General features: G+C 72.2%; 3 protein-coding genes. All 3 read right to left on the reverse strand.

The window, feature by feature from the left end; genetic code table 11:
- Positions 1–17: 17 nt before the first annotated feature.
- From HDA45_RS05555 to HDA45_RS43180, 3 genes are read right to left on the reverse strand one after another with little or no spacing between them, the layout of a single operon-like run.
- Positions 18–8,747, reverse strand: a complete 8,730-nt coding sequence (locus HDA45_RS05555; RefSeq protein ID WP_184892478.1) for a non-ribosomal peptide synthetase — start codon at positions 8,745–8,747, stop codon at positions 18–20.
- On the reverse strand, positions 8,744–22,063 hold the full coding sequence (locus tag HDA45_RS05560) for a non-ribosomal peptide synthetase (protein ID WP_184892480.1): 13,320 nt from the start codon (positions 22,061–22,063) through the stop codon (positions 8,744–8,746). The genes HDA45_RS05555 and HDA45_RS05560 overlap by 4 nt, the downstream gene beginning before the upstream one ends.
- The gene (locus HDA45_RS43180) at positions 22,060–26,445 is read right to left on the reverse strand and encodes an amino acid adenylation domain-containing protein (protein WP_425491782.1); all 4,386 of its coding nucleotides are present in this window, start codon (positions 26,443–26,445) and stop codon (positions 22,060–22,062) included. The genes HDA45_RS05560 and HDA45_RS43180 overlap by 4 nt, the downstream gene beginning before the upstream one ends.
- Between the last annotated feature and the right edge of the window lie 3 nt (positions 26,446–26,448).

Below are 26,448 nucleotides of genomic sequence, written 5' to 3' on the forward strand. Positions count from 1 at the left end.
AATTAGGGCAGGCTATCCTAATCACGCTTCTCGCTCCGAGAGGTCACCAACCGGTCAAGATTTGTCATCCAGCCTTCGGCTATCCGGGTGAGATCTGCGGCAGGCAGGACGTCGGGCAGATACGACCAGTGCGCGGTGAGCACGCCGCGTTCGACCGACGCGTTGATCGACAGCGCGTGCGTGGCGGGCGCCTCGGGGTCCACGTCGCCCCCGATGACGTTCTCCCCCGCGGCGAGCAGCCAGTCCTCGTCGCGGGCGCCACCCGCGTCGACCTGGCCGACGTAGTTGAACAGCACCTCGGCTCCGTCCAGGTCCTCGCCGTCCCGATGACGCAAGAGGCCGTAGCCGATCCCGTTGTCCGGCAACGCTTCCCGGCCGTCACGCAGCTGCCGCGCGGTCGTGGCGAGGTCGCCGGAAACCGCGACGCGGATCGGATGGAGCGAGGTGAACCAGCCGACCGTCCGGGACAGGTCCGCGTCGCCGAGCAGTCCTTCCGCCCGCCCATGGCTCTCCAGGTCGACCAGAAGCGCTTGTCCGCCACGGTGTTCGGCGATGGCGGCCGCGAGTGCCGCCAGCAGCAGGTCCTGCACCCCGCAGCCGAGCGCGGCGGGGACCGGGCCCAGCAGTGCGCTGGTCGTCTCCTCAGGCAGCGTGAGTGTTTCGTTGCGCCCGCGCGAGATCGTGTCCGAAGACCGGAGCGGTCGCCCGGCGGGCCGGACGTCGGCACCGTCCACAAGGGACCGCCAGTACGGCAGTTCGGCGCGGCGATCCGCCGCGTTCAGCCGCAGGGCCCATTCACGGAAGGACACCTCGACCGGCGGCGGTGTTTCGCCCGGTGCCCGGCCGAGTACCGCGATGTCCTCGAACAACGGCTGCCACGACACCGCGTCGATCACCAGGTGATGCACCATCAGCAGCAGCCTGCCCGGCCGCTTCTCCCCGGCGTCGAACCACACCGCGCGCAGGACGTCGCCGGTGAACGGGTCCAGTTCCCGCACGGTCCGTTCGAACTCCGGGAACTCCGTGGTGAACAGATCGTCGACGGGCCGGTCGGCCAGATCGACGCGGCGCAGCAGGGAGGACGCGTCGGCTTCGGCTCGTACGTGGACGGTCCAGTCCCCGGCCAGCCGGGCGCGGAGGATGTCGTGCCGGTCCAGCACCGCGGCGAGGACTTCGGTGAGCCTGGGCAGTCCGACCCCCGCCGGGACGCGCAGGACCGCGTACTGGCTGAGCCTGCCGATCGGGCCGCCGCGTTCCCGTTGCGCCAGCATGATCGGTGTCGCCGGGAACTCCCCGACGGCGGGGACCGCGGGACGGCTTTCGCCGGTGTCGTCGGTGGCGATCAGGGCGAGCGCGGCGACCGTCCGTTGTTCGAAGACCGCGCGCGGGGTGATCCGCAGCCCGGCGGCCCGCGCCCGCCCGACCACCCGCATGGACAGGATGCTGTCGCCGCCGAGGGTGAAGAAGTCGTCCTCCACTCCGACTTCGGGCAGCCCGAGCACTTCGGCGACGATCCCGGCCAACTGCCTTTCGCGCCGATTACGCGGGGCCGTCCCGCCGCTGAGCGCTCTCAGATCCGGAGCCGCCCACGCCGCGGTGGCGAGCACGGCCCGGTCGACCTTCCCGTTCGGCGTCATCGGCAGTTCCCCGAGCAGCACGACCGCCGCCGGGACCATGAAGTCCGGCAGCGCCTCCGCCACCGACGCGCGCAGCGCCGCACCGTCCACAGTGGACTCGTCAGCGATCGCGTAGCCGACGAGCCGGTCGTCCCGGACGACGACGACCGCGTCCGACACCGCCGGATGCGCCGCGAGCCTGGCTTCGATCTCGCCCGGCTCGACCCGGTGCCCGCGGACCTTGACCTGGTCGTCGGCCCGGCCGCGGAACTCGACGCGGCCGTCCCCGGTCCAGCGGGCGAGGTCGCCCGTGCGGTACATGCGCTCGCCGGGACCGCCGAACGGATCGGCCACGAACCGGCTCGCGGTCAGCCCCGGCGCCCCGAGGTAGCCGCGGGCGAGCTGGGCGCCGCTGAGGTACAGCTCTCCGACGACGCCGGGCGCGACGGGCCGCAGGGCGTCGTCGAGCACCCGGATCCGCGTGTTCGCGACGGCCCGGCCGATCACCGGCCCGTCGCTGTCGCGCAGCCGGGCGATCACCGTGTCGACGGTGCATTCGGTCGGCCCGTAGAAGTTGTAGCTCTCGGTTCCGCCGAGGTTCCGCAGTTCGGTCCACAGCCCCGGCGGGACGGCCTCGCCGCCGACGCCCAGCACGGCCAGCGGCGACTTCCCGTCGCGCACCAGTCCCGCGGCGGCGAGCTGGACGAAATGCGAGGGGGTGACCTCGACGAAGTCGATCCGCCGGTCGATCAGGAACCGTGCGAGCTCCTCCGCGTCGAGGCGGACGTCGTCGGTGACGACGTGCAGTTCGTGCCCGCCGAGCAGGCCCAGCGTGGGCTGCCAGGACGCGTCGAAGGCGAACGACCAGTTGTGCCCGATCCGCAGCCGCTCCCGGCCGGTCCGCGCGATCGCGGGCCCGAGCACGTCGTGATCGTGGCTGTGGAACAGGTTCACCACGTTCCGGTGCGGGACCAGGACGCCCTTGGGCCGTCCCGTCGAGCCCGACGTGTAGATCAGGTGCACCGGATGCTCAGGCAGCAGGGCACCGCGACGGTCGGCGTCGGTGACCGGTTCGGTGGAGAACGCGCTGTCGTCGGGCCACTCGTCGTCGGACAGGATGAGCAACGGCTTCGCGTCGTCGACGATCCCGGACGTCCTGTCCGCCGGCTGGGCGGGATCGATCGGCAGATACGCGGCACCCGATTTGAGCACGGCCAACATGGCCACGAAGAACCGTTCCGATCGCCGCAGCCGGATCGCGACGATGCCTTCCGGTCCCGCGCCCCGCGCGATCAGCGCACGGGCGAGGCGGTTCGCGCGGGCGTCCAGCCCGGCATAGGTCAGCGCCCGGTCCTCGCAGGCCACCGCGATCGCGTCCGGTCCTCGGCGGACCTGTTCCTCGAACGCGGCGACCACGGTGGACTCGGGGACGGCCAGCGCCGTCTCGTTCCATTCCCGCAGGACGCGTTCACGTTGCGCGGGCGGCACCAGCTCCAGCCGTCCGACCGGGAGGTCCTGCCGGTCGGGGACACCGGCCAGCAGGTCCACAAAGGACCGTCCCAGCTCGCGGACCCGTTCGGCGGTGAACACGTCGGTGCGGTACTCGAGGATCAGCTCCAGCTTCGGACCCGGCGCGGCGACGACGGTGAGCGGGTAGTGCGTGGCGTCCTCGCCCTCGACCCCGGTCACCTGCACGCCCGCCTGGCGCTCGCTCTCGGCCAGCGCTTCGGCGTCGACCGGATAGCTCTGGAAGATCAGCAGCGTGTCGAACAGTTCGCCGGAACCGGCCTGACGCTGGATCTCGGCGAGACTGAGGTACTGGTGGTCCAGCAGCGCGGCCTGCTCGGCCTGCACCCGGGAAAGCAGTGCTCCCAAGGTTTCCGCCGCATCGCTGCGGACGCGGACCGGCAGGGTGTTGATGAACAGGCCGATCATCCGGTCCGCGTCGGGCAGGTCGGCGGGGCGGCCGGATACCGTCGCGCCGAACACCACGTCACGCCGTCCGGTCAGCCCGCCCAGGAGCAACGACCACACGGTTTGCAGGACGGAGTTCAGCGTGACGCCGTGCTGCCGGACCCAGCCGGTCAGCCGGTGTGTCTGTTCTTCGGTGAGCCCGACGGTGAGTTTGTCGGGCAGGTTCTGTCCTCGGCCGATCCCCGGCGGCGCGATCAGCGACGCGCCTTCGAGTCCGGCGAGCGCGTCCTTCCAGGCCCGGCGGGCGCCCTCGCGATCCTGGCGGCCCAGCCATTCCAGATAGTCCCGGTACGGACGGGCCTTCGGCGGCGACCCGGTGCGGTAGAGCTCCAGCAGTTCCTGGCCGAGCAGCGGCGCCGACCAGCCGTCCAGCACGATGTGGTGGCTGGTGATCAGCAGCCGGTGGCGGCCGTTCCCGAGGTCGAACAGGGTGAACCGGATCAACGGCGGTGCGGCGAGGTCGAACGGGCGCGACCGCTCGGCGGCCGTGACCGCCTCGACGTCCTCGCCGGGGAGATCACGCCAGTCGAGGACGGTCTCCCCCGGCACGATCTGCACCGCCCGCCCGGAGTCGAGATAGCGGAAAGCCGCGCCCAGGTTCGGATGCCGCTCCAGCAGGCGGCCCGCCGCGGACCGCAGCCGTGCCGGGTCGACGTTGCCGAGGTCCAGCATCTGCTGGGTGACGTAGACGTCGAGGCTGTCCTCGTCGAACGAGGCGAGGAAGAGCATGCCTTCCTGCAACGGCGAAAGCGGCCAGACATCGGCGGGGGCGCCGAGCTCGTCGACCTCGTCCAGCGTGAGGTCCAGCAACGGGAAGTCCGCCGAGGAGAACCCGCCGATCCCGTCCGCGGTCAGCCTGGCGGCGAGTTCGGCCGCGGCCGACATCCATTCCGCGCCGATCGCCTCGGCGTCCTTTTCGGACAGTGCGCCCGGCAGGTAGGCCAGACTCGCGGAAAGTCCGTCCGGGGTCACGGAACAGTTGACCTCCAGCGGATACGCGGCGGGCATCGCCGGGTCGAGGTCGCCGCCGAGACCGGCGTGGTCCGGGCCCGGACGCCAGTCGGCTTCCTCGCCAGGGGTCTCGACGTCGAAGCGGCCGAGGTAGTTGAACAGCACCTCCGGCCGTCCGCGTCCGGCGAGTTCTCCGGTGAGGTGGCGCAGCAGCGGGTAGCCCGCGCCGCCTTCGGGCAGCCGGAGCCGGGCGTCCTTGGCGTGTTTGAGCTGGCGGACCTGATCGGGGTCCGCGGTGATCCGCAGCGGCGCCACGGTGGTGAACCAGCCGACCGTGCGCGAGAGATCGCTTTCGTCGTCGCGGCCGTGTCCTTCGGTCTCCACCAGCACCGAACGGGTGCCCCGCACCCGCGTGATCGCGGTGACCAGCGTGCCGAGCAGCGCGTCCTGCATCCCCGCCCGGAACGACTTCGGCACGCCCGCCAGCAACGTCGCCGTGGTTTCCGGCGGAAGCGAAACCTGGATCTCGCGGGTGCTGCCGATCGTGCCCGTGACGGCGGGGCCGGGCTCGCCAAGCACCTCGAGCCAATACGGCAGTTCACGCCGATGCCGCTCGACACGCGGCGCCAGGCCTGCCGCCCACGCGCGCAACGACACCGGCACAGCGGGGAGTTCTTTGCCCTCGCCCGCCACGGCGAGGTCGTCGAAGAGCACCCGCCAGGACACGCCGTCGACGACGACGTGGTGGATCACGAGCAGCAGCCGTCCGGGCGCGTCACCGGCGTCGAACCAAACCGCGCGGACCATCGCGCCGGACGCCGGATCCAGGGCGGCTTCGGCCTCGCGCGCCTCGCGGTGCAGGAGATCCTGGTCCGGGTCGCCCGGCACGCGCCGCACGACATCGGACGCGGACACCGCGCCCGGCGGCGGGATCCTCAGCGTGGTGCCGAGGACGGCGCGCAACGCGTCGTGCCGGTCCAGGATCGCTTGCAGCACCTTGTGCAGTGCGGCTTCGGTGAGCCCGCGCGGAGTCCGGACCACGGCGGACTGGCTGAACCGGCGGGGCACCCCGCCTCGCTCCAGCAAGGCCGCGATCATCGGGGTCTGAGCGACGACACCGACGGCGGGAACCGTGACTGTCCCGCCACCGGAGACCAGCGGTTCGGCCAGTTCGGCCAAGGCGGCGACGGTGCGGGCTTCGAACACCTGACGCGGGGTTATCCGCAGTCCGGCTTGCCGCGCGCGGCTGACCACTTGCAGCGACAGGATGCTGTCGCCGCCGAAGCCGAAGAAGTCGTCTGTCACCGAGATCGACGGGATGCCGAGTACGGCCGCGAAGGCGTCGGCGAGGGTCTTCTCCTCTGGCGTGCTCGGCGCGGCGCCGCCGGTCAGCCCGCTCAGGTCCGGGGCGAACTCGTCCGCCCCGGCCAACGCGCCTCTGTCGACCTTCGCGTTCACGGTCAGCGGCAACCGGTCGAGGACCACGACGACCGAGGGCACCGAGTAGTCCGGCATCCGCGCGGACAGCGCGGCCCGCAGGTCACCCGGCACCGGCTCGGTCCCGGGTTCCGCTGTCACGTAAGCGACCATGCGTTTGACGCCGGGCTGGTCCTCGCGGATCACCGCGACGGCCTCGGCCACTCCCGGCCGGTCGCACAGCGCCGTCTCGACCTCGCCCAGCTCGACGCGGAAACCGCGGATCTTCACCTGGTGGTCGACGCGGCCGAGGAAGTCCAGCTCGCCATCGGCGGTCCAGCGGACCAGGTCGCCCGTGCGGTACATCCGCTCCCCTGGCGCGCCGAACGGGTTGGCGACGAACCGGGTCGAAGTCAGGCCGGGCAGGCCGAAGTAGCCGCGGGCCAGTCCCCCGGCGATGTACAGCTCGCCGGCGAACCCCGGCGGGACAGGCCGCAGGTCGGCGTCGAGCACGTACGCCTGCTTGTTCGGGTCCGGTGGGCCGATGACCACGCGGCGGTCCGCGCGGCACCGCCACAGCGTGGAGTTCACCGTGCATTCGGTCGGGCCGTAGGCGTTGAACATGCGGCGGCCGCGGCTCCAGCGCGCCACCAGTTCCGGGGTGAGCGCGTCGGTGCCCGCGATGAGCGTGACCCCCTCCGGCAGATCGCTCCCGGCGAGTGTCGTGAGCGCCGACGGCGGCACGAACATATGCGTCAGCCCTTGTGCGGCGACGAAGTCCGCCAGCGGTTCCCCGAGTCGGCTCTCCTCCGGTACGACCACCGCGGTCGCGCCGACGAGCAGCTGGGTCGACAACTCCGCCAGCGAGACGTCGAAACTCGGCGAAGCGAACAACAGCACCCGGCTGCCCGGTCCACTTCGGACGGACTCGGCGAACATCGCCACCAGGTCGGGGACGCCGCGGTGCGGTACGAGCACGCCCTTGGGCCGCCCGGTGGACCCGGAGGTGTAGATCAGGTACGCGGCGCTGTCGGGATGCGGCAAAGGCAGCTCCGCGGGCGGTTCGAGCAGGGCCTCGTCCAGGACGACGAGCGGGACGCCGTGCTCGCGCACCTTCCCCGCGGTACCGGAATCGGCGACCAGCAACGCGGGACGCGCGTCGGACAGCATGTAGGCGATCCGGTCCGGCGGGTACTCCGGATCCAGCGGCAGGTACGCGGCGCCCGCGAGCTGAACGCCGAGCATGGCGGTGAGGAAGTCGAGGCCGCGTTTGATCGCGACACCGACGATGCGCTCCGGCCCGGCGCCACGGGCGGCCAGAACACCGGCCAGACGCGAAGCTCGCTCGTACAGTTCGCCGTAGGTGACCGCGATCCCGCCGTCCTCGACCGCGACCGCTTCCGGCCGGGCCCGCACCTGCTGGACGAAGAGCTCGATCAGCGACTCGCCCGCGCGGGCCACGGTGGCGCTGTTCCATTTGCGCAGCACCAGTTCCCGCTCGTCGGCGGTGCCGAGCTCGACCGATCCGGCGCGGCGGTCCGGTTCGGCGGGCAAGGCCGTCAGCAGGCCGGTCAGCACGGCGGCGACCCGCTCGACGAAGCCGGGTTCGAGCAGGTCCTCCCGGTACACCAGGGCGACCACGAACTCGTCGCCAGGCGCGGCCACGGCGGTCAGCGGATAGTGCGTGACACTGCGGGTCTCCTCCGGCGACACGGCGAGTCCGGCCGCGTCGTCCGCGCGGCGGAGCGCGTCGGCGTCCGCGGGCGCGCTCTGGAACACCGTGAGGGTGTCGAACAGCTCCCCGTGCCCGGCCTCCTTCTGGATCTCGGCGAGCCCGAGGTACTGGTGGTCGAGCAGCGCGGCTTGTTCGGCCTGCACGCGGGTGACCAGGCCGGTGAGCGTCTCCCCCGGGTCCAGCCGGACCCGGACCGGGAGCGTGTTGATGAACAGGCCGATCATCCGGTCGACACCGGGCAGTTCGGCGGGTCTGCCGGACACCGTGGTGCCGAAGACGACGTCGCGGCGGCCGGTGAGCTTGCCCAGCGTGATCGCCCAGGCCGCCTGCACGACGGTGTTGAGGGTGACCCGGTGCTCGCGCGCCCACGACGTCAGGCGTCCGGTGTCCACAGTGGAGAGACGGACTTCCAGCTCGCTCGGGAACTCCGCCGACGGCGTACCGCCTGGGGCGAGCAGTGTCGGCTCCGCGAGCCCCGCCAGCGAGTCACGCCAGGCCGCGCGCGCGGCTTCCCGATCCTGCCGCCCGAGCCAGGCCAGATAGTCGCGATACTTCGGCGCGGGCGGGAGTTCCCCGCGACCGTAGGCGGTGAACAGTTCCTCGCCCAGCAACGGCCCGGACCAGCCGTCGAGCAGCAGATGATGCGCGGTGACGACGAGTTTGTGGTGCGTGGGCGCCAGTCTCAGCAGCCGGAACCGGATCAGCGGCGGCGAGGCGAGGTCGAACCGCCGCGCCCGGTCGCCGTCCAGCAGCGCGGGGACTTCGGCCTCGCGGACCTCGTCCAGCTGCCACGGCACCGTCACCGCTTTCGGGATCAGCTGCACGGTCTCGCCGCTCTTGCGCGGACGGAAGGCGGCACGCAGGTTGGGATGCCGGATGAGCACCGTCTCCGCCGCCGCGCGCATCCGCTCAGGGTCGAGTTCACCGCGCAGGTCGAACACCTGCTGGATGGTGTAGACGTCGGTCGCCGCACTGTCCCATGTGGACAGGAAGAGCAGGCCTTCCTGCAGCGGGGACAGCGGAAGCACTTCCTGGACGCCACGGGCGGTACTCACGAAACACTCCAATCACCGGAGAACTCGGCGAATTCGTCGTCGTCCAGTTCGATCAGCGGTCGTTCTTCGAGCAGCGGTTCCTCCGCCGCCTGGGTGACCTCCGCCAGCGCGGCCACGGAGCGCAGCTCGAACACCTGGCGGGGGGTGATCTTCAGTCCCTCGGTCCTGGCCCGGCCGACGAGGTTGAGCGACCGGATGCTGTCGCCGCCGAGCGCGAAGAAGTCGTCGAACACGCCGACACGGTCGAGGTCCAGCACCTCGGCCATGCAGACTGCGAGGACCCGTTCGGTCTCGTCTCGAGGCTCCGCCGATCCGGTCTCGGCCTGGCGGTCCGGTTCCGGCAGCGCGGCGCGATCGAGCTTTCCGTTGGGTGTCACCGGGAACGCGTCGAGCCAGACGAAGGCACCCGGCACGAGCTGCTCCGGCAGGCTCTCCCGCAACGCCGTCCGCAGGTCTTCCGCGGATCGCGCGTCGCCGGTCAGGTACCCGACCAGCCCGGCTGTCCCGGCCGTGACCTCGGCCCCGGTCACCCCCGGCAGCGCCGAGAGGGCGGCCGAGACCTCGCCGAGCTCGATCCGCACCCCGCGGATCTTCACCTGGTCGTCGCCGCGGCCGAGGTATTCGAGGACGCCGTCGAGGCGACGTCGGGCGAGGTCGCCCGTGCGGTAGAGCCTGGTCCCGTCCGGTCCGGCGACGAACGTGGCCGCCGTGAGCCCGGGGCGCCGCAGATAACCGTGCGCCAGCTGGACTCCGGACAGGTACAGCTCACCGGCGCAGCCTCGCGGGACCGGTCGCAGCGCGGCGTCGAGGACGTGCGCCCCGGTGTTCCACACCGGCCGCCCGAGCGGCACCGGCCGGGCCGGATCGTCGCCCGCCGTGTCGTGGAAGGTGACGTCGACGGCCGCTTCGGTGGGCCCGTACAGGTTGTGCAGGCCCGCCGCGGGCAGCACCTCGCGTGCCGCGGCGACGAGATCGCCGGGCAGTGCCTCGCCGCTGCACACGACTCGCCGCAGCGGAAGTCCCGCCGCGGTGGGTTCGGCAAGGAACGGCCGGAGCATCGACGGGACGAAGTGGACGGTGTCGACCCGTTCGGCCCGGATGACCTCGGCCAGCCGTGCCGGATCCTGATGTGCGTCCGGTGGGGCCACGACGAGCGTGCCGCCGGTGATCATCGGCAGAAACAGCTCCCAGACGGAGACGTCGAACGAGATCGGCGTCTTCTGGAGGGTGCGGGTGTCCGGCCCGAAGCCGTACTCCGCGGCCATCCAGCGCAAGCGGTTCACGATCGCCCGGTGGTCCACGACCACCCCCTTGGGACGGCCGGTCGAACCCGACGTGTAGATCACGTACGCGGGCGTGGTGTCCGGGATCGGCACGAGCGGCCGCCGGGTCGTTCCGGCCAGCAGGTCAGGCAGGTTCTCCGGGGTGACGAGCACGGACGGCGCCGAATCCTCGGCAAGGTATTCCTTGCGCGCCTGCGGATAACCGGGGTCGATCGGCACGTACGCGGCGCCGCGGCGGTGGACCGCGTGCAGCACCGCCACCAGTTCGATCGACCGGGGCAGGCTCACCGCGACGAGCTCGCCGGGAGCGACGTCGAGCTTCGCGGCGATCCGCGCGACCAGGTCGTCGAACTCGGCGTAGGTCAGCGACCGCCCGTCCGCGGTGATGGCGACGGCGTCCGGTGTGGCGGCGGCCCGCGCGGCGAACAGTTCCGGCAGGGTCGCGGTTTCGACGTCGACCTCGGCGCCCTGCGGTTCCGCCTGGGTGGCGAGGGGAACGCGTCCCACCGGAACCGAAGGATCGGCCGTGATGGCGTCGAGTACGCCGGTCAGCCGCGCGAGCACGGCGTCGGCGTCGACCACGCCGGGACGGTGGTCCAGCCCGAGCGACAGGTCCTCCCCCGGCTCGACGATGAGCGCGAGCGGGTAATGCGTCGCGTCGGTCCCGGCGACGGCATCCACCGTGAGACCGGCGGAATCCTCGGCGCCCGCCAGGCTCGCGTCGTCGACCGGGTAGCTCTCGAACACGACGAGGGTGTCGAACAGCTCTCCGGTGCCCGCCCAGCGCTGGATGCGGGTGAGGCCGGCGTGCTGATGGTCCAGCAGCGCGATCTGCTCGCCGTCGACCCGGCCCACCAGCGCGGCGAACGACTCGGCCTGCGAGATCCGCACCCGCACCGGGACGGTGTTGATGAACAGGCCGATCATGCGTTCGGCGCCGGGCAGACCGGCGGGGCGGCCGTGCACGGTGACGCCGAAGACGACGTCGGTCCGCCCGGTCAACTGCCCGAGCACGAGTGCCCAGGCGGTGTTGACCAGCGTGCTGACCGTGACCCCGAGATCGCGGGCCACCGCGGCCACTTTGGCCGTGCGCGCGGTGCCGAGATCGGTCTTCGCGCGATCCGGCCGGACGGTGTGGCGTGCCTCGGTCGGCGGCATGAGCAACGTCGGGCCGTCCAGGTCCGCGAGTGCCGTGCGCCAGGCCTGCTCGGCCGCGCTCTCGTCGCGGCCCGCCAGCCATTTCAGGTACTCGGAGTACGGCCGGACCTGCGGCAGCTCTCGTCCCGCGTAGAGCGTGAACAGTTCCTCGGCCAGCAGCGGGCCGGACCAGCCGTCGGCGAGGACGTGGTGGTGTGCCAGCAAAAGCCGCTGCCGGTCCGGGCCGAGGCGGACCAGTGCCATCCGCATCAGGGGCGGCTCGGCGAGAGCGAACCGGCGGGTGGCGAACTCGGTTTCGGCGTCTTCGTTCTCGACGACCTCCCACGGCAGCTCCACCGACTCCGGCACCACCTGGACGGTGACGCCCGAGCGCAGCTGGCGGAACGCCGCCCGCAGGTTGCCGTGCCGGGCCAGCAGGGCGTTTCCGGCGGCCCGCATCCGGTCCGGGTCGACCGGTCCGGTCAGGTCGAAGGAATGGCAGACCGCGTAGACGTCCTCGTCCTCGGTGTCGAACGACGCCTGGAACGCGATCCCTTCCTGGAGCGGCGAAAGCGGCAGGACGTCGGCCGCGGCGGCCAGTTCGTCCACATCGGACTGTTCGAGGGTGACCAGCGGGAAGTCCGACGGCGTGCGGAACGGCTCCCGGATCGTCTCGGCCAGTTCGGCCAGCGCCGTCTGCCAGCCCTCGGCGAGTTCGCGGATCTCGGCCGCGGTGAACAGGTCACGGACGAAGGCGAACTCGCCGTGCAGGCGCAGTCCGTCCTCGTGCCGGACCGCGACCGCGTTGATCTCCAGCGGATGGCTGACCGGGGTGACCTGGTCGGCGCTGCCGTCGAGCTGCGAAGACTCCGGCGCGGGCCGCCAAGGTCCGGTGGCCGCCGGGCCGTCGAGACGGCCGAGATAGTTGAACAGGACCGTCCGCGCGCCGGTGCCGGGCGGCTCCAGCAGGCCGAAGCTGATCGCTTCGGGCAGGGTGCGCAGCTGTTCCTTCACGGTCTTGAGCCAGGCGACGGCGTCACCGCGCGCCCCGCCGATCCGCGCCGGGTAGATGCTAGTGAACCAGCCGACGGTGCGCGAAAGGTCGGCCCCGGGCACCAGATGCTCGTCGCGGCCATGACCTTCGAGGTCGATGATCAGCCCGCCGTCGTCACTGAGGCCGCGGCTCGCACGCCACCGTGAGACCGCCATCGCGAACCCGGTCAGCAGGACGTCCTGCACCCCCGCGTGCGCGGCGGCCGGGACCGCGGTCAGCAGCTTCCCGGTGAGCTCGGCCGGGATCTCCATGACGTGTCCGTCCACAGTGGAACGTGTGTGCACATCCGGGTCGAGGGCGGTTTCGCCGCCGAGGAAACGGTTCCCGGCGAGGACGTGCTCCCAACGTCCGGCCTGATCGGTCCACGCCAGTTCGCGGATGGACCGGGCCCAGTCGAGCAGCGAGGTCCCGGCCGGGGACGGCCGCGCCCCTTCGGCGAGATCGTCCATGAGGATCCGCCAGGAGACGCCGTCGACGACGAGGTGATGCGCCACGAGCAGCAGGAGGTTCTCGCGCTCGAACCACACCGCGCGCAGCATGACGCCGGCCTCCGGGTCCAGTTCCCCGAGTGCGGCGGCGAACTCCTCGCGGACGTCGCCGGTGGCGCGACGGAGCACGTCGGCCCCGGAAACGCTTCCCTCGGGCCGGATCCGGTACACCCAGCCCGGCTCGAGCCGGGCGCGCAACGCGTCGTGCGCGGCGAGGATCCCGTCCAGGAGCGTGCTGAGCCGATCCTCGGTCAGGTCCGGTGGCGTGGTCAGCAGCATCGACTGGCTGAACCGCCGCGTGTCGCCCCCGAGGTCGCGCAGGGACTCCATCACCGGCAGCAGCGGGACGACGCCGGTGCGCGTCCCGGCCACGACCGCCTCGCCTTCCCGCCGCGCGAACGCTGCGAGCGCGGCGGGCGTCCGGTGCTCGAAGATCTCGCGAGGGCTGAGCCGGTAGCCCGCCCGCCGCAGCCGCGCGATCAGTTGCAGGGACGAGATGCTGTCCCCGCCGAGCCGGAAGAAGTCCGCAGTCGCGCCGACACGGTCCAGGCCCAGCACGGCGGCGATCTCGGCGGCGATGGCCGTCTCCACCGGCCCTTCCGGCGTCTCGTCACCGGCGTGCGCGGCGAGATCCGGCTCAGGCAGGGCTTTCCGGTCCAGCTTGCCACTGGGGGTCAGCGGGAGTTCGCTGAGCACGGTGACGACCGCGGGCACCATCGCGGCGGGCAACTGCTCGGCCAGCCTCGCGAGAACGCGTTCCCCGTCGACGTCGCCCGTCACGTACGCGGTGAGCACCGAATCGCGGTGGACGGCGACCGCCGCCGTCCCGACCCCGTCGACCCGGCTCAGCGCGTGCTCGATCTCGCCGAGTTCGACGCGCTGGCCGCGCAGTTTCACCTGGTGGTCGGTGCGGCCGAGGTAGGTGAGTGTGGCGTCGTCGTCCCACCGGGCGAGGTCGCCGGTGCGGTACATCCGGCCGCCGTGGAAGGGATCGGCCACGAACCGCCCGGCGGTGAGCCCCGGCCGGTTCCGGTAGCCGTGCCCCAGCTGGGTTCCGGCGAGGTAGAGCTCACCCGGCACGCCGGGCGCGACCGGCCGGAGCGCGGCGTCGAGCACGTAGGTCCGGGTGTTCCACACCGGACGCCCGATCGGCACCGGCCTGGTGCCGTCCTCACCGGCGGTGTCCCACGCCGTGACGTCGACGGCGGCTTCCGTCGGGCCGTAGAGGTTGTGCACGGCCACGCCGAGCACTTCCCTCGCCCGCAGTGCCAGCTCCGGCGGTAGTGCCTCACCGCTGCAAATGACCGTGCTCAGGTTCAGTCCGGCCGCGGCCGGTTCGGCGACGAAGGCCGCCAGCATCGACGGTACGAAGTGGACGGTGCCGACCTTCGCGGAACCGATGATCTCCGCCAGCCGCACCGGATCACGGTGCGCGTCCGGCTCGGCGACCACCAGTGTGCCGCCGGTGATCAACGGCAGGAACAGCTCCCAGACGGAGACGTCGAACGACGCCGGGGTCTTCTGCAAGGTCCGGGTTTCCGGGCCGAACCCGTACTCGTGCGCCATCCAGAGCAACCGGTTGACGATCGCCGCGTGCCCGACCGCCACCCCCTTCGGCCGCCCGGTCGAGCCCGAGGTGTACAGGACATAGGCCGTGCTGTCCGGCAGGACGTCGACCGGGGTGAAGCCGCCGGAACCGTCCACTTCGGACAGCCATTGTGGCGTGACGGTGATCGCGGGCCGCGCGTCTTCGAGCAGGAACGCGATCCGTTCGGCGGGCAGGTCCGGGTCGACCGGGACGTACGCGGCGCCACAGGCCTGCACCGCGTGCAGGACCGCGACGAGATCCGCCGACCGCGGCAGCGTCACCGCCACGACGTCGCCCGGGCGGACGCCCTGTCCCTGCAAGGAAGCCGCCAGCTCACGGACCCGGTGGGAGAACCGGGCGTAGGACCATTCGACGTCACCCTCGACCACCGCGATCGCGTGCGGGGTGCGGAGGGCCTGCGCGGCGAACAGGTCGGGCAGCGTGGTGCGCGGCACGTCGTGCGCGGTGTCGTTCCAGTCGTGCAGCACCGCCTGGCGTTCGTCCACGGTCAGGAAGTCAGCCCGGCTGACACCGTCCTCGACGAGCCAATCCGCGATCGTCCGCAAGCGGGCCGCGAGCCGCGTGACGTCCTTGCGGTGGCGCAAAGTCAGCGAAAGGACTTCGCCAGGAGCGACGAGCACGGTCAGCGGATAGTGCGTGTCGTCCCGTTCGGCCAGTTCCGCGACGGTGAGGCCGGAGCGGCGTTCGGCGTCGGCGAGCGCGTCGTCGTCGACCGGGTAGCTCTCGAAGACCAGCAGCGTGTCGAACAGTTCGCCGGTTCCGGCGGCGCGCTGGATGTCGGCGAGCCCGGCGTGCTGGTGGTCCAGCAGCCGCGCCTGTTCGGCCTGGACCCGCGCCAGCAAGGCGGCCGCGGGTTCTTCCGGGCGCAGGCGTACCCGGACCGGCACGGTGTTGATGAACAGCCCGACCATCCGCTCGGCGTCGTCGAGATCGGCGGGCCTGCCGTGGACGGTGGTCCCGAACACGATGTCGGAACGGCCGGTCTCGGCGGCCAGGGTGAGCGCCCAGAGGACCTGGACGACGGTGTTGAGCGTGAGCCCTCGTTCGCGGGCCAGCTCCGCCAGTCCCGCCGGAAGGTCGACGGTGAGTTCCCCGGCGGGACTGGCGGCCGGGCCGATCAGCGTCGGTCCGTCCACATCGGACAGATTGGCGCGCCAGGCCCGTTCGGTGGCACCCCGGTCCTGACGGGCCAGCCAGTCCAGGTACCTGGCGTAGTCCGCGGCGGGCGGCAGTGTGGCGGTGTCCCCGCCCGCTGCGTAGAGCAGGAACAGCTCGCGGCCGAACAGCGGACCGGACCAGCCGTCCATCAGGATGTGATGGTGGGTCAGCACGAAACGGTGCGTGCCGTCGGCGAAACGCGCGCAGGTGGCCCGCATCAGCGGCGGGACGGCCAGGTCGAAGCCGGTCGCGCGGTCCTCGTCCAGCAGCCGCGCGAACCCGGCTTCGTCCAGGTCCAGTTCACGCCACGGCAGTTCGGCCCGCTCTGGCACGAACTGCACCGGCCGGGAGTTCTCGCTGAAGGCGAAGCCCGCCCGCAGGTTCGGGTAGCGCTCCAGCATCAAGTGCAGGCAGCGGCGCAGCAGCGCCGGGTCGAGTGATCCGGCGAGGGTGAACACCTGCTGCACGAGGTAGCCGCCGGGTTCGAGCTGATCGAGGTAGAGCAACCCTTCCTGCAGCGGTGCGAGCGGTCGCGTGTCACCGGACTCGATGGCCCGGGCCGGTTCCGCGACCGGGGCGAGCGGTTCGGCGGCGGCGGCGAGGTCGGTGATCGTCTGGTGCTCGAACACCTGACGGGCGGTGATCTTCCAGCCCGCGCTCCGGAGCCGGGACACGACCTGGATGGAGGAGATGCTGTCGCCGCCGAGCGCGAAGAAGCCCGCGTCCGCGCCGACCTCGCCGAGGCCGAGCACGGCACGGAACGCGGCGGCGACGGCCTGTTCGGCCTCGGTTTCCGCGGCGCGGCCCGCGGTTTCCGGCGGGGCGGCCCAGTCCGCGGTGGCCAGTACGCGGCGGTCGATCTTGCCGCTCGCGGTGAGCGGCAAGCTGCTCAACGACACGACCGCGGCGGGCACGAGGTACTCCGGCAGCACCGCGCCCAGCCGACGGCGCAGTTCGGTGCCGTCGAGTTCTCCGCCGGTGGGGACGACGTAGCCGACGAGCCGCCGCGGTCCGGCGTCCGCGCGGGCCACGACGGCCGCCAGCGAGACCTCGGGAAGGGCGGTCAGCGCGGCCTCGACCTCGGCCGGTTCGATCCGGAAACCGCGGATCTTCAGCTGAGTGTCGGCGCGGCCCAGGAACTCCAGGTCACCGCCCTCGGTCCAGCGGACCCGGTCTCCGGTGCGGTACAGGCGGCCGCCGCCGAACGGGTTCGCCACGAACCGTTCCGCCGTCGCTCCCGGCGCGTTCCAGTAGCAGGACGCGACCGCGTCCCCGCCGACGTAGAGCTCGCCCTGATGCGCCGGGCACAGTCTGTCGTCGAGGACGTACAGGGTCCGGCCCGTGTCCGGCCGTCCGATGAGGACACGGCCGTCGAAGGGCTCCGGGCACTTCCACACCGTCGCGTTGACGGTGGTTTCGGTGGGCCCGTAGGCGTTGAACAACCGGCGTCCCGGCGCCCAGCGCGCCACCAGCTCGGCCGGGACCTCGTCGGAGCCGACCACCACGGTCGTCTTCGCGGGCAGCGAGCCGGACGGCAACGCCTCCAGCGCGGCGGGCGGCAAGTCGACGTGCGTCAGGTCGTGACGCCGCGCGAACTCGCCCAGCGCCGCGCCGAGCCGCTCTCCCTCGGCGGGGATGTACAGCGTTCCCCCCGACAGCACGGACATCGCCAGTTCTTCGAGGTAGACGTCGAACGCGGGCGAGGTGAACTGCAAGACCCGCGCGCCGGGGCCCGCGCCATAGGTGTTCAGCGCGGTGTGGACGAGGCTTTCGACACCCGCGCCGGAGACCAGGACACCCTTGGGGCGGCCGGTCGAGCCGGACGTGTAGATCAGGTACGCGGCGGACGCGGCCGGGCTCGGCGGACCGATTTCGCGTGCCCCGGCGGCGGTGATCCCGGCGATCGGCCGGGCGTCGGCGACGATCTCGTCGCGCCGTGCGGCGGGTGCGTCGGAGGCCAGCGGCAGGTAGGTGGCACCGGTCTTCGCCACCGCCAGGAACGCGATCACGGCGTCGGCCCCGCGCTCGAGCTGGACGAGCACCCGCTCGCCGGGTCCGGCGCCGAGATCGCTCAACGCCGCCGCGAGTTCGGTGCTGCGCGCGTCCAGTTCCCGGTAGGTCAGGGCGAGGTTTCCCGACACCGCAAGCGTTTCCGGGTATCGGGACACGGCGTCGGCGAACAACCCGGAGATGCCGCGCTCGCCGGGGGCGGCCGCTCCCCTGCCGTTTTCGAGCAGCCTGTCGCGTTCCGGCGCCGACAGCAGTTCCACCGAGGTGATCGGCCGGTCCGGGTCGGCGGCCACCTCGGTGAGCAGCCGGACGAGCCCGTCGGCGAGCCGTCGCGCGGCGGCCGGGGTGAACAGGTCGGTGCGGTGGAGCACGGCGCCGAGGACGCGGTCCTGCCCGAGGGCGACGAACTCGAAGTCGAGGTCGAATTTGGCCACCGGCATCGCGAACAGATGTGGTGCGACGGTCAGCTTCCCGTGCTGTTCTGCTTCGGTCTCCGCGTGCTGGTACGCCACGCCGACCTGGAACAGCGGGTGGTGCGCCGTCGAACGCCGCGGGTGCAGCTGGTCGACGAGGCGGTCGAACGGCAGTTCCTGGTTGTCGAACGCGGCCAGGTCCGTCTCGCGCACGCGGTCGAGCAGCGCACGGAACGTCGGCCGTCCGCCGACTCCGGTCCGGAGCACGATCGTGTTGGTGAAGAACCCGACGAGCTCGTCCAGCGCGCTGTCCGACCGGCCCGCGACCTGCGTCCCCAGCGGGATGTCGTCACCGGCGCCGGTCAAGTGCAGCAGCGCGGCCACGGCCGCCTGCGCGAGCATGAACTGGGTGACGCCGGTCTGGGCGGCCAGTTCCCGCAGCCGCGCGGTCACCTCGGCGGGGAGTTCGAACTCGGCCGCACCGCCGTGCTGGCCGGCGACCGGCGGCCGCGGCAGATCCGCGGGCAGCTCCAGCAGTTCGGGCAGTCCTGCCAGTTCCTTCAGCCAGAACTCGGCGGACGGCAGGTTCTTTTCCTGCCACAGAGCGAAATCCGCGTACTGCACGGGCAGCGGCGCCCACGGTGGGGCGACGCCGGTGAGCCGGGACTCGTAGGCGGCGAACAGGTCCCGGCGCAGCGGGTGGGACGACCACTCGTCGCCCGCGATGTGGTGCAGCAGCAGGACGAGCACGTGGTCGTCCGGCCCGAGCCGCAGCACGGACGGCCGGATCGGCGGCTCCTCGGCCAGGTCGAAGGCGTATCCGATCGCCTCGGCGACGTTGTCCGGCAGTTCGTCCTCGGTGACGTCGGTGACCGGGCAGGCGATCGCGACCTCGCCGAGGATCCGCTGGAACGGCACGCCGTCGCGGTCGGGGTAGACGGTGCGCAGGATCTCGTGCCGCGTGACGAGATCGCCCAGCGCGGCCCGCAGCGCGCCGACGTCGAGCGGTCCGCCGATCCGCCACACGAGCGGCAGGTTGTAGGTGGCGTTGGGGCCGTCGACGCGGTGCAGGAACCACAGCTGCCGCTGGGACGCCGACAGCGGCGGGAACTCCGGTCGCGGCGCGGGAACCAGGGCGGGCCGCGCCGCGGACGCGTCCGCCAGTGCCGTCGCGAGAGCGGCCGGGGTCGGGTTGTCGAAAACCGTGCGCGGGGACAACTCGATCCGCAGCGCCGCCTTGAGCCCGGCGACGAGCTTGATCGCGAGCAGGGAATGCCCGCCCAGCGCGAAGAAGTCCTCGTCGGTGAAGACGCGGGGACGGCCGAGCACGGCGGCGAACCGTTCGGTGATCAGCTGCTCGGCCGCGGTCCTCGGCTCACGCCGCACACCGGTCGAGGAACGCCCCGGCTCGGGCAGCGCGGCCTGGTCGAGTTTGCCGTTCGCCGTGACGGGAAGGGTTTCCAGCGCGACGATCGCGGCCGGTACCAGGTACGACGGCACCGCGCGCACCAGTTCCGCGCGGACGGCGGCGGTGTCGACCGTCTCCGGGGTCACGTAACCGAGGAGTTCGCCGGACCGGACGATCACCGCCGAACTGTCCACTTCGGACACCAGCGACAGCGCGTGCTCGATCTCGCCCAGCTCGACCCGGACGCCGCGGATCTTGACCTGCTGGTCGGTCCGGCCGAGGTAGGCGAGGCTCCCGTCGGTGTTCCACGCGGCGAGGTCGCCGGTGCGGTACATGCGATCGCCCGCGGCACCGAACGGATCGGCGACGAAACGCCGGGCGGTGAGCGCGGGGGCGCCGTGATAGCCGATCGCCAGCTGCGGCCCGGCCAGGTACAGCTCGCCCGGCTCCCCGGGAGCCACCGGGCGCAGGCCGGCGTCGAGCACGTAGGCGCGGGTGTTCCAGGTCGGGGTGCCGATCGGGACCGGACGGCCGCCGTCTTCCCTCGCGGTGTCCCAGACTGTCAGGTCGACAGCGGTTTCGGTCGGGCCGTAGGTGTTGACCAGGCTCGCGCCGGGCAGCAGTTCGCGGGTGCGCAGCATCTGGTCGATCTGGATCGCCTCACCGCCGACGATCACCACCCGCAACGACGTGACACCGGCCGCCGCCGGTTCGGCGAGGAACGCGCTCAGCATCGACGGCACGAATTCGAGAATGGTGACGTTCTCGCGCGTGACCAGTCCGGCCAGGTACGCGGGATCGCGGTGGCCGTCGGGCCGGGCGATCACCACCGGCCGCCCGGAGGCGGCGGGCCAGTTCATCTCGCCGACGAACACGTCGAAGGACACCGGTGCCTTGAAGAGCAACCGGTCCGCCGGTCCGGGCTCGACGGTCCCGAGGAACCACGCCATCCGGTTCGCGATCGCCCGGTGGGAGACGACGACGCCCTTGGGACGCCCCGTGGAGCCCGAGGTGTAGAGCACGTACGCCGGATGCGCGCCGGTGACCGGGGTCTGAGCGGTGACCGGTTCGGCTTCGGTGGCGAGGAGTTCGGGTGTCGCGACCACGGCGGCGCCGGAATCCTCGACGAGGAAACGGATCCGCTGTTCGGGCAGCCCCGGGTCGATCGCCAGGAACGCGGCACCGAGCCGGTGGACGGCGTACACGGCAGCGATCAGCTCGGCCGATCGCGGCAGGACGAGGGCGACCAGCCCGCCGGGGGCCGCCCCGTGCGCGGCGAGCGCCCCGGCGTACCGCGCGACCAGACGATCCAGGTCGGCGAACGTCCACCGCGTGTCCTCCGCGATGACCGCGAGCGCGTCCGGCGTCCGGCGCACCCGCTCCGCGAACTGCTCGGGCAGTGTCTCGTCGGGTACGGCGTGCCCGGTGTCGTTCCAGTCGCGCACCACGGTCGCCACGACGTCGGCCGGCAGCAGCGGCAGACGGCCGACGGGCCGCTCGGCGTCGGCGAACCCGAGCAGGGTGGTGACGAGGCCGCGCAGCAGCACTTCGGCACGATCCGCGGGCACGACGTCGGCGCGGTACGCGAGCCCGAGCGTCAGCCGCGGGCCGGGGACGACGGTGAGGGTCACCGGGTAGTGCGCGGCGTCGGTGGTGGCGACGGACCGGACGTCCAACCCGGCTTCCCGCTGGCCGCGGGCGAGCGCCTCTTCGTCGACCGGATAGCTCTCGAACACCAGAAGGCTGTCGAACAGGTCCCGGCCACCCGCGAGCTGCTGGATCTCGGTCAGGCCGAGATGCTGGTGCTCCAGGAGACCAGCCTGCTCGGACTGCACGCGGCTCAGGAAGTCGCGGGCGCTCTCGGCGGGGTTCGTGGTGATCCTGGCGGGCACGGTGTTGATGAACAGGCCCACCATCTCGTGCGCGCCCGGCAGGTCGGCGGGACGGCCGTGCACGGTGACGCCGAAGACGACGTCCGCGCGGCCGGTGGCCCGGCCGAGGACGAGTCCCCACGCGGCCTGCACGAGGGTGTTGAGCGTGATCCCGCGCGACCGGGCGAACGTCACCAGCCGATCGGTGTCCTCTGTGGACAGAGGATGGCCGAGCTGCTCCGGCACGACGGAGCCCGAGGTGTTCGGCGCGAGCAGGGTCGGGCCGTCCACATCGGACAACGCGGCTCGCCAGGCCGCGCGGGCGGCGGCCTTGTCCTGGGCGTTGAGCCAGGCCAGGTAGTCGCGGTACGGCCGCACCCTCGGCAGCACCGTGGGATCGCCCGCGGCGGCGTAGAGGGCGAACAGGTCGCGGCCCAGCAGCGGTCCCGACCAGCCGTCCATCAGCAGATGGTGATGCGTCAGCAGGAGATGGTGCTCGTCCGCGCTCACGTGCACCAGGGTGAAGCGGATCAGTGGCGGGGTCTCGAGGTCGAACCGCACCGCGCGGTCGGCTTCGGCGATCCGGTCTGCCTCGGCGCGGTCGGCCGCGTCGACCTCGGTGAAGGGCACCTCGACGCGGCGCAGCACCAGCTGCACCGGGCGTTCCACACCGGTCGCGGTGAAGGCCACGCGAAGGTTCGCGTGGCGGTCCAGCAGGGCTTGCGCCGCCGCCCGCAGCGCGGCGGCGTCCACCGCCCCGCCCAGCTCGAAACGCAACTGGACGGTGTAGACGTCCTGCTCCTCCCGGTCGAGGGAGGACAGGAAGAACAAGCCTTCCTGCAGCGGTGTGAGCGGGAGAACGTCCTCGAGTCCCCCGTGCGTCATGCTTTCCCCCATTTCGCTTCGAGCAGGTCGATCTGCTGCTGGCTCAGCGAGACCAGGCCGAAGTCGGACGAGGTGTGCCCGCCCGTGCCCGGTCCCGCGGTGTGGTCGGTGAGCGCGGCCAGCGCGTCGCACCACGCGTCGGCCAGCGCGAGGACGTCGGTCTCGGCGACCGCGCCCGGTGCGTACGTCCAGTCGGCGGTCAGCTCGGGCCGTCCGCCGTGGTCGGTGACGACGACGGTGATCTCCAGCGCGTGCGCCATCGGCAACGTGGGCTCGGTGGCGCCGTTCACCCCGGTGCCGCCGGGTGCCGTCTCCCACGGCCGTTCGGCTTCGGGGACGGCGAACCGGCCCAGGTAGTTGAAGCCGATCCGGGGTGGTTCGACGGCGGCGAGCCCGTCCCGCGCGGCCGGGTCGAGGTACCGCAGCACCCCGAACCCGAGGCCCTGCTCCCCCGGCACGGCGTGCAGTTGTTCCTTGACCGCCTTCAGCGCCTTGCCCGCCGCGCCGCCGCCGCGCAGGGCGTCGGGGACGTCGACGCCGTCGAGCTTCAACCGCACCGGGTACGCGCTGGTGAACCAGCCGACGGTGCCGGAAAGGTCGGCACCGTCCAGGAGTTCGGTGCGGCCGTGGCCTTCCAGCTGGACCAGGAGGTCCCTCGGCCCCCGTTTCGCCGCCGCGAGGGCGAGCGCGGTGAGCAGGACGTCCTGGATCCCGGCGCCGTAAGCGGCCGGAACGGTGGTCAGCAGCGGCTCGGTCTTGTCCGTCGTCAGGACCCGGCGGATCCGCTTGGCCGCGCCGACCCGGTCGCGTTCCGGTTCGGTCGAACCGAGTCCCGGCTGGACCGGCGCGTCGGTCAGGGTCGCCAGCCAGTGCGGCAGTTCAGCCGCGAACTCACCCTCGGCAGCGGCCTCGGCGAGACGATGAGCCCAGGCGCGGAACGACGTCCCTGGCGCGGTCCGCTCGCCCGCGAGCGTGGCGGGCAGGACGCGCCAGCTGACGCCGTCCACCGCGAGGTGGTGGATCAGCACCAGCAACCGGCCGGGCGCGTCGCCCTTGTCCTGCCAGACGAACCGCACCTGCCGCCCCGCTTCGGGGTCGAGGGTCTCCGCGGCCGCGTCGACGTCAGGCTCGCCGAGCGAGAGGACGTCGGCGGCCTGGACCGCGCCGGGCGGGAGCACGTCCAGTGTCCAGTCGCCGGTCAGCTTGGCGCGCAGCATGTCGTGCCGGTCCAGGACGGACTGGATCCGCTCGGTGAGCTGCTCAAGCGTGAGCCCCGGCGGCGTCGACAGGGTCTGCGCCTGGCTGAACCGGGCGATCGGGCCGTCCAGTTCGCGCAGCCAGTGCATCACCGGGGTGATCGGTGTCGGCCCGGTGGCCGCGATCTGTTCGGTGGCCACGGCTTCGGCCGGGGCGCGGGTGGCTGCCAGTGCGGCGAGGTTCGCCACCGTCTTGCGGTCGAAGATGTCCCGGGGCCGGATCTCCAGCCCGGCCGCGCGGGCCCGGCCGGACACCTGGATGGACAGGATGCTGTCCCCGCCGAGGGTGAAGTAGTCGTCGTCCAGCCCGACCGACGGCAGGCCGAGGACGCCCGCGACGATTCCGGCGAGCAGCCGTTCGGCGTCGGTGGCGCCGGTCAGATCCCCGGTCGCGGCCGGTTCCGGCGGCGCGGGCAGCGCACGACGGTCGAGTTTCCCTTGCGACGTCAGCGGAAGCTCCGGCAACGGCACGAAGACCGCCGGCACCATGTGGTCCGGGAGCTTCGTCAGCGCCGCCGTCCGGACCTCGTCGAAGTCCGCGTCTCCCACGACGTAGGCCACGAGCCGGTTGGCGCCGCGGGCGTCCGGCAACGCCAGCACGGCGACGCGCGCCACGCCGGGACAGCCGGACAGCACGGCCTCGACCTCGGCCAGTTCGATCCGGAACCCGCGCACCTTGACCTGGTGGTCGGCGCGGCCGGCGTAGACCAGCGCGCCGTCGGCGCGACGGCGGGCGAGGTCCCCGGTGCGGTAGAGCCGTCCGGGGCCGAACGGGTTCGCGACGAAACGCGACGCCGTCAGCCCGGATTCGCCGAGATAGCCGCGCGCCAGCCCGGTCCCGGCCGCGTAGATCTCGCCGACGGTGCCGGGCGGGACCGGCCGCAGCCGCCGGTCGAGCAGGTAGACGGCGGTGTTGTGCACCGGTCCGCCGATCGGGACCGCGCCCTGGCCTTGCTCGGGCACGCATTCCCATAGCGTGATGTCCACGGTGGTCTCGGTCGGGCCGTAGGAGTTGAACAGCCGCCGGTGCGCGGCCCAGTCCGCGGCGAGCGCGGGCGGGCACGCCTCCCCCGCCGCGATCACGACGAGGCCGGCGGGCACCTGCTCGGGCCGGATCGACGCGAGCGCCGCCGGCGGGAGGGTCGCGTGCGTGATGTCCTTTTCGGACAGGAAGGCCGCCAGCGGATCGCCCGCGCGTTCGTCGTCGGGGACGATCACCAGGGTCGCGCCGGTGAGCACGCCCATGCACAGCTCCCACACCGACGTGTCGAAGCTGACCGACGCGAACTGCAGCACCCGGCTGCCCGGCCCGACGCCGAACGCTTCGATCATGGTGTGCGCCAGACTGGCCACCCCGGCGTGGCTCACCATCGTCCCTTTTGGACGCCCGGTCGAGCCGGAGGTGTAGATGATGTACGCCCCGGACGCCGTCGATACCGGCCCCGCAAGCGTATGCGTACTGGACGGGAGACCGGTTCCGTCCAGTACGAGGACCGGCTCGGAGTCGGTGATCATGGCGTCGATCCGCTCGGCCGGATAGTTCGGGTCGAGCGGCAGGTAGACGCCGCCGGCCTTCTGGATCGCCAGCAGCGCCACGATCAGGTCGGCCGACCGCGGCAGGCGGACACCCACCACCGACTCCGGGCCGACACCTTGTCCGGCCAGCGAACGCGCCAGTTCCGTCGAACGGCGGTCCAGTTCGGCGTAGGTCAGCGAGGTGTCCCCGTCGACGACGGCCTCGTGGTCCGGACCGGCCGCCGCGATCCGTGCGAACAACCCGGCGATGGTCAGGTCCGCGACGTCGTGCCCGGTGTCGTTGGCGGTCACCAGCAGTTCGTGCCGCTCGGCACCGGAGAGCACGTCGACGTCGCCAACGGCCACGCCGGGATCGGCGGCGAGTGCCCGGCAGATCCGGGCGAACCGCTCGGCGAGACGCTCGATCTCACCCGGCTCGAAGGCGTTCTCCGCGTACTTCCACGTGACGCGCAGCCTGTCGCCGGGTTCGACGACGAGCGCGAGCGGGTAGTGCGTGTCGTCCGACGCCGTGACCGAACGAAGGTCCAGTTCGCCTGAGGCGGCACGCACGGATTCGCCGTCCAGCGGGTAGTTCTGGACCACCAGCAGCGTGTCGAACAGTTCGCCGGTATCCGCGAACCGCTGGATCTCGCCGAGTCCCGCGTACTGATGCCCCAGCAGGGCCGCCTGCTCTGCCTGGACACGGCCGAGCAGGTCCAGCAGCGGCTCACCGTATTCGGTCCGGACGCGGACCGGGATCGTGTTGGCGAACAGGCCGATGCTGCCGTCCGCGCCGTCGACCTCGGCCGGGCGGCCGGAGACGACGGTGCCGAACACGACGTCCTCGCGGTCGGTGAGCCTGCCCAGCAGCAACCCCCACGCGGCCTGGACCAGGCTCGTCATGGTCAGGCCCGCGGCACGCAAGACGGCGACGAGCTCACTCGTCAGTTCTTCCGGCAAAGCGGATTCGTGGTGTCGCGAAATCCGGTCGCCGACGGCCGCGGGTGCGAGCAGTGCCGGTTCGTCGAAACCGTCCAGTGCGCTGCGCCAGGCCTTTTCGGTGGCCGTGGTGTCCCTTGTGGACAGCCAAGCGAGGTGGTCGCGGAACGGCCGCGAGACCCGCGTCGGTGCCGCGTCCCGGGTGTAGGCGTCGAGCAGGTCGCCGACGAGTAGCGGACCCGACCAGCCATCGTAGAGCAGGTGGTGCGCGGTCAGCAGGAGGACCGCTCCCCCGCCGGGACGGCGGATCAGGGTGAGCCGCAACAGCGGCGGCTCGCCGGGATCGAACCGGTCCTCCAGGTCGGCCTCGGCCAGCGCGCCGACGTCGCCGCTTTCGTGCTCGGCCCAGCGGGGCTCGAGCGCGGCCGGGACGAACTGGATCGGCACTCCCGCCTCCGTGTGGCGGAAACCCGCGCGCAGGGCGGGATGCCGGGCGAGCAGCGCGGCGGCGGCCCGGCGCAGGCGCGGCCCGTCGACCTCGCCGTCGAAGTCCAGCCGGAGCTGCATCAGGTAGGGATCAGGGCCGGTGGCCTCGAAATCGGTCAGGAACAGCAGACCGGTCTGCAGCGGGGTGAGCGGCAGGACGTCCTCTACCGCGGGGAGACCGTCCACATC

Origin of the sequence: Amycolatopsis umgeniensis, assembly GCF_014205155.1 — a bacterium.
Lineage (GTDB): Bacteria > Actinomycetota > Actinomycetes > Mycobacteriales > Pseudonocardiaceae > Amycolatopsis > Amycolatopsis umgeniensis.

Bases quoted from the DNA above. Each gene is read 5' to 3' on its own strand.
- HDA45_RS05560 (WP_184892480.1), bottom strand. From the start codon at position 22,063: ATGACGCACGGGGGACTCGAGGACGTTCTCCCGCTCACACCGCTGCAG.